This is a genomic window from Geobacillus sp., assembly GCF_017515625.1.
GTDB lineage: Bacteria > Bacillota > Bacilli > Bacillales > Anoxybacillaceae > Geobacillus > Geobacillus stearothermophilus.
The window spans coordinates 1-9,012 of record NZ_JAFWFM010000044.1; the positions used below are offsets into that span (position 1 = coordinate 1).

The 9,012-nt window shown below is 51.0% G+C and carries 8 protein-coding genes and 1 pseudogene; 6 read left to right on the top strand and 3 right to left on the bottom strand.

Annotated elements, in window-relative coordinates; translation table 11 throughout:
• Positions 1-373 precede the first annotated feature (373 nt).
• Positions 374-1,419 (top strand): IS630-like element ISBs2 family transposase gene (locus IKE44_RS02675; RefSeq protein ID WP_015374552.1). Its coding sequence is split into 2 segments (ribosomal slippage): positions 374-877 and positions 880-1,419, totalling 1,044 coding nucleotides; the frame shifts between segments, so codons are not numbered across the junction.
• 9 nt (positions 1,420-1,428) lie between these two features.
• On the opposite strand, the gene IKE44_RS02680 is transcribed toward IKE44_RS02675, so the two are convergent.
• Complete coding sequence (locus IKE44_RS02680) at positions 1,429-2,076, bottom strand: alpha/beta fold hydrolase (protein ID WP_049625454.1); 648 nt, start codon at positions 2,074-2,076, stop codon at positions 1,429-1,431.
• 162 nt (positions 2,077-2,238) lie between these two features.
• On the opposite strand from IKE44_RS02680, the gene glcT reads away from it, so the two are divergent.
• The 4 genes from glcT (at position 2,239) to ptsP (ending at position 7,469) form a co-directional block, all read left to right on the top strand.
• Positions 2,239-3,096, top strand: a complete 858-nt coding sequence (glcT, locus tag IKE44_RS02685) for a glucose PTS transporter transcription antiterminator GlcT (RefSeq protein ID WP_033010766.1) — start codon at positions 2,239-2,241, stop codon at positions 3,094-3,096.
• Positions 3,097-3,328: 232 nt separating this feature from the next.
• Positions 3,329-5,353: a glucose-specific PTS transporter subunit IIBC gene (ptsG, locus tag IKE44_RS02690; RefSeq protein ID WP_033017363.1), complete on the top strand. Its 2,025-nt coding sequence runs from the start codon at positions 3,329-3,331 to the stop codon at positions 5,351-5,353.
• 113 nt (positions 5,354-5,466) lie between these two features.
• Positions 5,467-5,733 (top strand): phosphocarrier protein HPr, encoded by a 267-nt coding sequence (locus IKE44_RS02695; RefSeq protein ID WP_033017364.1) that lies wholly within the window; start codon positions 5,467-5,469, stop codon positions 5,731-5,733.
• Entirely contained in the window at positions 5,733-7,469 is a 1,737-nt protein-coding gene (gene ptsP / locus IKE44_RS02700) for a phosphoenolpyruvate--protein phosphotransferase (RefSeq protein ID WP_287464936.1), read from the top strand. Before IKE44_RS02695 ends, ptsP begins: the two co-directional genes overlap by 1 nt.
• Positions 7,470-7,517: 48 nt before the next feature.
• On the opposite strand, the pseudogene yyaC reads toward ptsP, so the two are convergent.
• Together yyaC and IKE44_RS02715 are read right to left on the bottom strand one after the other, a co-directional pair.
• Positions 7,518-8,044 (bottom strand): annotated as a pseudogene (gene yyaC / locus IKE44_RS13710) (spore protease YyaC).
• An 80-nt stretch (positions 8,045-8,124) separates the two neighbouring features.
• Positions 8,125-8,316, bottom strand: a complete 192-nt coding sequence (locus IKE44_RS02715; protein WP_033017367.1) for a hypothetical protein — start codon at positions 8,314-8,316, stop codon at positions 8,125-8,127.
• A gap of 287 nt (positions 8,317-8,603) precedes the next feature.
• Between IKE44_RS02715 and IKE44_RS02720 the strand changes: the two genes are divergently transcribed.
• Positions 8,604-8,837, top strand: coding sequence for a hypothetical protein (locus tag IKE44_RS02720; RefSeq protein WP_121650170.1), 234 nt, complete (start codon positions 8,604-8,606; stop codon positions 8,835-8,837).
• Positions 8,838-9,012 lie beyond the last annotated feature (175 nt).

Consider the following 9,012-nt stretch of genomic DNA (forward strand, 5'->3'; position numbering starts at 1 on the left):
ACGGATCGCGTAAGCGAGAAGTAGTAGATGGTGAGTTCCCACCCTTCATGCTTTGGCATGATGTTGCTTGCTATTTCTTTCTGTTGTGTTTCCGTGCTTGGTCACGAGATACACGGGAAACCCGGTGTATCGTGAAACACCTGGAAAGAAAAAGGCAAGAAACCCCCACTTCAACGCCTACAGGCGTAAGTGGGGGAGGTTCATCTCCTCGCTATGTTTGGTCGGAATTTGATGGCGGGCCTGGTCGATCAACACAACACCAGCATGCGGCACATAGCGGCGAAATATGGTGATATATATAAATTGAAATAAAGGTTTTCTCCCGTTCCACGGCGAATAAATAAAAGAGAAAATAGGGGAACGGAGAGAAAATATGATGCCAAATCACAAAGACGAGATCGAAAAGTTGTCCACTGCCATGAAAGAAGCAAAAAGTAAACGAGCATATGAACGCTACCAAGCGATTTATCTTCATTTGCAGGGATATACCAAAGGAGAAATCGCAACGATTATTGGTCGATCCAAGAAAACTATTTATAACTATATTCATGCCTACGCCCAGCGCGGTCTTGATGGACTGGAGATGAAATACTCACCTGGCGCCCCACGTCGATTGACCCCTGAGCAGGAAAAAGAGCTGGCTTTGATCATTGAACATCAGCTCCCCGTAGATGTGGGATTCGAAGCAAAATATAATTGGACGCTTGCGATAATCGCTGAACTCATTCAACAAAAGTGGGGGCCAACATACACGCTTCGCGGAACAAGTGACATTCTGCATCGGTTAGGGCTAAGCTATACGAAACCGACCTATACACTAGCCAATGCCGATGAAGAGAAACAAAAAGAATTCGTCGAAATCACCTTCCCTGAAGTAAAAAAAAACTGGTAGATGGGAACATCGCCCATGTCCTCTTTCAAGATGAGTCGATGATTCGTGATTACCAAGCGATTCAAAAAACATGGTTTGTCAAAGGAAAACAACGAATCATTCCGACGTTTGGAAAACATCAAGGGCTGAAGCTGATTGGCACGTTGAACTACGAAACAGGGGAAGTGTTTTGCATCGAAGAAGAACGCTATGACGCGGAAACATTTCTTCGATTTCTTCAACTTGTGTTAGAACGCTATCCCACAGGCAAAATAGTGATGATTTTAGATAACGCTCGAATTCACCATGCCAAACTCATTCAGCCATTTTTAAAAGAACACGAAGATCGGTTAGAGCTCGTCTTTTTGCCACCATACAGTCCGCAATTGAACTTGATTGAAGGGCTATGGAAATGGCTGAAATCAGACGTGATTTACAACGTGTTCTATTCGAGTGTGCAAGAAATTAGAAAGAATGTCCAAGCCTTTATTCAGCGAATCAACCAGAAACCAGAACAAACGATCGATCGTTTGTGTGTTCAGTTGTAAATCTTTAATTCAACTTATATAGAAATGAATGTAACGGTCGCGCGCTCCGTAAATGAGCGACACCGGCAGGCGCAGGGAGGAGAGCTGCTCCGTGCAGCGGTAGACGAGCCCAGCCCGATACGCGGCCTCTAAATCCCGCTTGTTGGCCATCTGGGCGTATCGCCTCAACAGCCGCCGCTCGCGCTGGTTTGTTCCGTGCCCGAGGGCGAGTGCCAAGGAGAGCAGTGGGATGGCTCTGAGTTTGGCGGCGGAAATGCCAAGCCAAAACTCACCCCACAGCAGCGGGGTACACACTTCAGGAAATCCGCCAATCAAAATAAGTTGCTTTACATGCTGTGGATAGCGAAGGGCGAAATCAAGTGCGACCGACCCGCCGCTGGAGTCGCCGCAAATGATCGCGCGCCCGATGCCGAGGGAGCGAAGCAACACCGAGACGTCATCGGCGAGCAGCGGCACCGTAATCGGTCCATCCGACGGACTGCTTCGCCCGTTGCCGCGCATGTCGTATAAAATGAGGCGAAAATCGCGGGCGAGCGGCTTTTGGCGGCAAAAAACGACATGCCCCATCCCAGGGGGATGGATGAACAATAGCGGTGTTCCGTTCCCTTTTTCTTCATAATAGAGACGGACGCGGCTGTTGATGGAAATGTATGGCATGCGAATCCCCCTTCACGGCATCGCCCTCTATAGTATGGAAAGAAGAACAGCCTCCCATCCAAAAAACCTCCATCTTTTTTTCATTGAGAAGGACGGCTTTCCGATTTATAATTAGTCACGTGGATGAACGGCGGACAGGCGGAACGGAAAGGAGGGGGCCCGATGGAGCAGTCGTTCCGTGTGGAAAAGGCGCTCAATAACAACGTTTTAATCGCTTTCCACTCCCAGTATGGTGAAGTCGTCCTGCTTGGCAAGGGGATCGGCTTCGGCAAAAAAAAGGGGGATGAAATTGCGGAAAGTGCCGTGGAAAAATGTTTCGTCCTCAAAAACGAACGCGAACAAGAGCAATACAAAAAGCTGCTTCCGGAATTGAGCGAAGAATTCATCGCCCTCATGAGCGAGGTGGTTCAACATATTCAGCAACGCGTGGGCGCACCGCTCGACGAGCACATCCATGTGGCGCTGACGGACCATATCGCCTTTACATTAAAGCGGCTTGAGCAAGGATTGGACGTCAAAAACCCGTTTTTGGCTGAGACGAAAAGCTTGTATCCGTTGGAATATGAAATTGCCCATGAAGTGGCCCGCACGATTGAACAAAAGCTCGGAGTATCCCTGCCTGAAGGGGAGACAGGCTTTATTGCTCTTCATATTCATAGCGCGATTTCGAAACAAAGCGTGTCGGAAGCGAATCGATATTCCCAGCTCATTGCTGACCTTGTCAAGATCGTCGAGCAACAGCTTGGCGTTGACATCGACCGCGAGAGCGTTCATTATTTGCGTTTCGTCCGCCATTTGCGCTATGCGATTGAGCGGATGAAAAAAGGTGAAAAAGTCGAAGAACCAAAAAATTTGTCGAAAATCTTGAAAGAAGCGTATCCATTGTGCTATAATCTAGCATGGAAGTTGGTTAAGGTCATGCAGCAAACGCTTCATCTGCCGGCAGACGATGCCGAGGCGGTCTATTTGACGTTGCATTTGCAACGGCTGGCGGAGAAAAAGAACAATACAACCGCATAGGTTGTCTCGCTTTACGTGTTACTGACTCGATCAGGCATGAGTAAAGAGGGCAAATAAGGCGGCAACAGTTGCGAATGTATGTGCGCTGTTGTAAGCGTTCTTTTTGCCTTTCTTTAGTCATGCCTTTTTTATTGCGCCGATGCCCCTCGGAAGCGTCCGCCCCATTTTCGATACATGAATCGGCTGTTTGCTGCAAAACTTAAGATAAAGAAATCTAAAGGAGGTTATGAAGATGAAGCGAGCGTTTGGCACGCTGCAAAAAGTCGGGAAAGCGCTCATGTTGCCGGTGGCGATTTTGCCGGCGGCCGGGATTTTGCTGGCGTTTGGCAATGCGTTGAAAAACCCGGCGCTCACGGATAAAATTCCCGCATTAAAAGCCGATTGGATCGTGCTCGTCTCCAACGTGATGGAGCAAGCGGGCGGCATCGTCTTCTCCAACTTGTCGCTCTTGTTTGCGGTCGGCGTAGCGATCGGCCTTGCCGGCGGGGACGGAGTCGCAGGCTTGGCGGCGATCATCGGCTACTTGATTATGAACGTGACGATGAGCGTCATCTTAGGTGTAACGGCCGATATGGTCCGCGCTGACCCGTCGTATGCCAACATTCTCGGCATCCCGACGCTGCAAACCGGCGTTTTTGGCGGGATTATCGTCGGGATTTTGGCCGCGTACATGTACAACAAATACTTCAATATCGAACTGCCTCAATATCTCGGCTTTTTTGCCGGCAAGCGGTTCGTGCCGATCGTGACGGCGGCGTCTGCGGTCGTGCTCGGCATTATCATGACATTCATCTGGCCGCCGATTCAGCACGGGCTCAATGCGTTTTCGCACAATATGATCGAGGCGAACAAAACGTTGGCCGCCTTTATTTTCGGCGTCATCGAACGGGCGTTGATTCCGTTTGGCTTGCATCACATTTTCTATGCACCGTTTTGGTTTGAATTTGGCGAATACGTCAATAAAGCCGGGCAAGTGGTCCGTGGCGACCAAAAAATCTTTTTCGAGCAGCTGAAAGACGGCGTGGAACTGACGGCCGGCACGTTCATGACCGGGAAGTTTCCGTTTATGATGTTCGGCCTTCCGGCAGCGGCGCTTGCGATTTACCATGAAGCGCGGCCGGAAAACAAAAAAGTTGTGGCCGGCATCATGGGGTCGGCCGCGTTGACATCGTTTTTGACCGGGATTACCGAACCGATCGAATTTTCGTTCTTGTTTGTCGCCCCGGCGCTGTTTGCCATTCACTGCGTCTTTGCCGGCTTGTCGTTTATGATCATGCACTTGTTGAACGTCAAAATCGGGATGACGTTCTCCGGCGGGGTCATTGACTTCTTGCTGTTTGGCGTTCTGCCACACCGGACGGCATGGTGGCTTGTCATTCCGGTCGGCTTGGTGTTGGCCGTGATTTATTATTTCGGATTCCGCTTTGCGATCCGCAAATGGGATTTGGCGACGCCAGGCCGGGAAAAAACGGTCGAGGAAGCACCGAAAGCCGAGGCGGCCGCTGATGGCGACCTACCGTATAAAGTGCTCGCTGCTCTTGGCGGAAAGGAAAACATCGAACATTTGGACGCCTGCATTACACGTTTGCGCGTGTCGGTCCATGACATTAGCCAAGTCGATAAAGACCGCCTGAAGGCGCTTGGCGCTGCCGGGGTGCTGGAAGTCGGCAACAACGTGCAAGCGATTTTCGGTCCGAAATCGGATATGTTAAAAGGGCAAATTCAAGACATCATGCAAGGAAAAGCGCCGGCCCGTGCGGCGGAAGAAGAAAAGCCGAAAACAGCGGCTTCGGAAGCCGCGGAGTCTGAAACGATCGCTTCGCCGATGTCCGGAGAAATCGTTCCGCTCGCTGAAGTGCCGGATCAAGTGTTTTCGCAAAAAATGATGGGCGATGGGTTCGCAGTCATGCCGACGGACGGCACGGTCGTCTCTCCGGTTGATGGGAAGATCATCAACGTCTTTCCGACGAAGCACGCCATTGGCATTCAGTCGGCCGGCGGGCATGAAATGTTGATCCACGTCGGCATCGATACGGTGAAGCTGAACGGCCAAGGGTTTGAAGCGCTTGTGAAGGAAGGCGACGAAGTGAAAAAAGGACAGCCGATTTTACGCGTCGACCTTGATTATGTCAAACAGAACGCCCCATCGATCGTCACACCGGTGATTTTCACGAATCTCCAAGCCGGCGAAACGGTTCACGTCAACAAGCAAGGCTCAGTTGCTCGAGGAGAAGACGCTGTTGTGACGATCCGCTAAGCTGCTTATTCGCCGCGGGGCGGGGACAAGCATTTTCCGTTGCCATCCCGCCCCTGCATTTGATATGATGGCAAAGGAAAAATTAAAAATTGAAAAAAAGGGGAATGATGAACATGGCAGAAAAAACGTTTAAAGTCGTTTCGGATTCCGGCATCCACGCTCGTCCGGCGACGATTTTGGTGCAAACGGCGAGCAAATTCAACAGCGAAATCCAGCTTGAGTACAACGGCAAAACAGTGAACTTAAAATCGATCATGGGCGTCATGTCGTTAGGCATTCCGAAAGGGGCAACGATCAAAATCACGGCAGAAGGGGACGATGCGGCGGAAGCAATGGCGGCGTTAACGGATACGTTGGCGAAAGAAGGTCTTGCAGAATAATGGGAAACGCAATCCGCGAAAAAACGATCCATGGGATTGCTGCATCGTGCGGTATTGCCATCGCGAAGGCATACCGCTTAGAAACCCCTGATTTGGCAGCCGAAAAACGGGCTGTTGCCGATGTTGAAGCGGAAGTAGCGCGGTTTGAGGCGGCGGTGGCGAAAGCGAAAGAAGAGCTGGAAGCCATCAAGCAGCATGCCTTGGAAAAGCTTGGCGAAGATAAAGCTGCCATTTTTGCCGCTCACTTGCTTGTGCTTGACGACCCAGAATTGTTGAACCCGATTAAAGAAAAAATCCAAACGGAGCGCGTCAATGCCGAGTACGCTCTCGATGAAACCGCCTCGTTTTTCATCTCGATGTTCGAGGCGATGGACAATGAATATATGAAAGAACGGGCCGCCGACATCCGCGATGTGACAAAGCGCGTCCTCGCCCATCTGCTTGGCGTCACAATCTCGAACCCGAGCCTCATTTCTGAGGAAGTCGTTATTATCGCGGAAGACTTGACGCCATCCGATACGGCGCAGCTGAACCGCCAATATGTGAAAGGATTTGCCACCGACATCGGCGGGCGGACGTCGCATTCAGCAATTATGGCCCGTTCGCTCGAAATCCCTGCCGTCGTCGGCACGAAGACGGTGACGGCGGAAGTAAAAAACGGCGACATCGTCATTGTCGATGGGCTCGACGGCCAAGTAATCATCAATCCATCGCCGGAGTTGCTCGCCCAATATGAACAAAAACGGGCCCGCTACGAGGCGCAAAAGGCAGAATGGGCGAAACTCGTTCACGAGGCGACCGTGACGGCTGACGGCATTCATGTCGAGCTGGCTGCCAACATCGGCACGCCAGACGATGTGAAAGGAGCGTTGGCGAACGGAGCGGAAGGAATCGGATTGTATCGCACAGAATTTCTATACATGGGACGCTCGGAACTGCCGACGGAAGACGAACAGTTTGTGGCTTACAAAACGGTGCTGGAACAAATGAATGGCAAGCCGGTCGTTGTGCGGACGCTTGACATTGGCGGCGACAAAGAGCTGCCGTATTTGCAGCTGCCGAAAGAAATGAATCCGTTCTTAGGGTTCCGGGCGATCCGCCTTTGCCTTGAGATGCAAGACATGTTTCGGACGCAACTGCGCGCCTTGTTGCGGGCGAGTGTGTACGGCAATTTGAAAATCATGTTCCCGATGATTGCGACGCTCGATGAATTCCGCCAAGCGAAAGCCATTTTGCTTGAAGAAAAAGAGGCGCTCCTCCGCCAAGGGGTTGCCGTTGCGGATGGAATTGAAGTCGGCATGATGGTGGAAATCCCGGCAGCTGCCGTCATGGCGGACCAGTTTGCGAAAGAAGTCGATTTCTTCAGCATTGGAACGAACGACCTGATCCAATATACGATGGCGGCCGATCGGATGAATGAGCGGGTTGCGTATTTGTACCAGCCGTACAACCCGGCGATTTTGCGGCTCATCAGCCACGTGATCGATGCCGCCCATCGCGAAGGAAAATGGGTCGGGATGTGCGGGGAAATGGCCGGCGACCCGATCGCGATTCCGATTTTGCTTGCCCTTGGCCTTGATGAGTTCAGCATGAGCGCCACCTCGATTTTGCCGGCGCGCGCTCAGTTGAAACAATTGGCGAAAGAAGAGGCGGCTCGCATCAAAGAGACGGTGTTGTCGCTCGGCACGGCTGAGGAAGTCGTGTCGTTTGTCAAACGAACATTTTCACTTGCCTGAATGAAAGCGTGGCGACGTTTACGTTCGCCGCGCTTTTTTAGTTTTGCGTTATGCCACCAGCGGCGTCGACGATTCATAGCCATACCGCTGCCGGACCGTAAGCGAAAGGCCGATAGCGATGTGCAAATTCGTATACGGAAGCGCGCTTACATCGGCCGTGTCCTCCATCATGACTCCCATGACGCTGATGTCTCCGACCGGTGGCAGTGATTTGCCGAGCGCCGTGCCAGGGGAAAGGGCGCCAGGGCGGATGGCGATCGTATGGACAAACGGCTGCGGGCCGACGATGCTGTCGATTACCACCACATACGCTCCGCGCTCGTGTTGCAGCCGCTCGGAAACACGACGGATGTTCGTTGCATCGACAGGCTTTCTAAGTTACCGATGACGGTCAAATGATCCGGATAAGCGTTTTCCAGCAGCGTGCCGACGAACGACCCTAAGCTGTCGCCGTTAATGCGGTTGCTGCCGATGCAAACGACGGTCAAACGGGAAATGTGCGCTGGCAGCAGGGAAAACAATTCATTGCGAATAAGCAAAGGAGCAAGCGGATCACTATACAAAATCGATTTCATCGGCCGCGATTCCTTTCCGTCGGTCGTTCTCCTTTTCTTAGTTCGCGGCCGATGCGGGTGATTCCTTTTTTTCGTTTCTGTCAATTGTGTCCTTGTTTTTGCTTGAAAGGATTGCGCCATTCCATTAACACGGCATGGTTGAGCGATTCTTCGTCTTCTAAACTTTCTTGCTGCACGCGGATGAGATCAGCAAAGTCGTCTGTCGTATAGTTGCGGATGACCGCTTCGCGCGGGGTGTTGCCGTCAAAGACGTATAAATGTTTATCGTACATGCTGATCCCCCTTTCGTTCGTTTTACCCTCATCATAACCGAAACCTAGAAAAAGCGCCAAGAAAGGTCCATGGACAAGTTTGCCCTCGACCCGGGGATGAAAATCACCGCTTGCCGACGGGATTTTCACGGAAAGCGGGTAGCTTGGTGTTCAAATAAAACGATCGTTTACAGCCTTTCGCTAAGTGATCAAGATCACCATCGCAAGCAACCACTGGCAATCTTCGTTTAGGACTCTTTCTCCATTTCACATACAAATTGGTTTACTCGCAAAAGCTTCCGAAGAAAATGAAAAATCATGTCGAACTTTGTCTGTCGAAAATGATGGATGGCAGGGAGGAGGAAACAGAGAATACCATTTTGGAGACAAACTTTTATAAAAAGATGGTCGATGGAGAATACGCCACGTTCCATTACAATGGATATTCGATTTCCTATTCTATTTTAGAGGCGGCAGGCAATGACGTACAACCGATAAAAGCGAAGGATGTTACCGCCGTCTATCCTGAAAACACCATTTAAGACAAAAAAACGGAACCCGCCTAGCCTTCGGAATTTGATTCCAAAGGAGCGACATTCCGTAGTGAACCAGACTACTGGGGTCCGTCTATATATCGGACTTTTACGTACCATAGATACAACGACCTCATGACCCCAGCTGCAAGGAGACCATTCGACAGAAGGTTGTTTTCATCCT

What these genes read in the sequence shown, in the direction of transcription:
- IKE44_RS02720 (WP_121650170.1), top strand. Translation starts at nt 8,604, where the DNA reads ATGAAAAATCATGTCGAACTTTGTCTGTCGAAAATGATGGATGGCAGG.
- ptsG (WP_033017363.1), top strand. Translation starts at nt 3,329, where the DNA reads ATGAAGCGAGCGTTTGGCACGCTGCAAAAAGTCGGGAAAGCGCTCATG.
- IKE44_RS02715 (WP_033017367.1), bottom strand. Translation starts at nt 8,316, where the DNA reads ATGTACGATAAACATTTATACGTCTTTGACGGCAACACCCCGCGCGAA.
- glcT (WP_033010766.1), top strand. Translation starts at nt 2,239, where the DNA reads ATGGAGCAGTCGTTCCGTGTGGAAAAGGCGCTCAATAACAACGTTTTA.
- IKE44_RS02695 (WP_033017364.1), top strand. Translation starts at nt 5,467, where the DNA reads ATGGCAGAAAAAACGTTTAAAGTCGTTTCGGATTCCGGCATCCACGCT.
- IKE44_RS02680 (WP_049625454.1), bottom strand. Translation starts at nt 2,076, where the DNA reads ATGCCATACATTTCCATCAACAGCCGCGTCCGTCTCTATTATGAAGAA.
- ptsP (WP_287464936.1), top strand. Translation starts at nt 5,733, where the DNA reads ATGGGAAACGCAATCCGCGAAAAAACGATCCATGGGATTGCTGCATCG.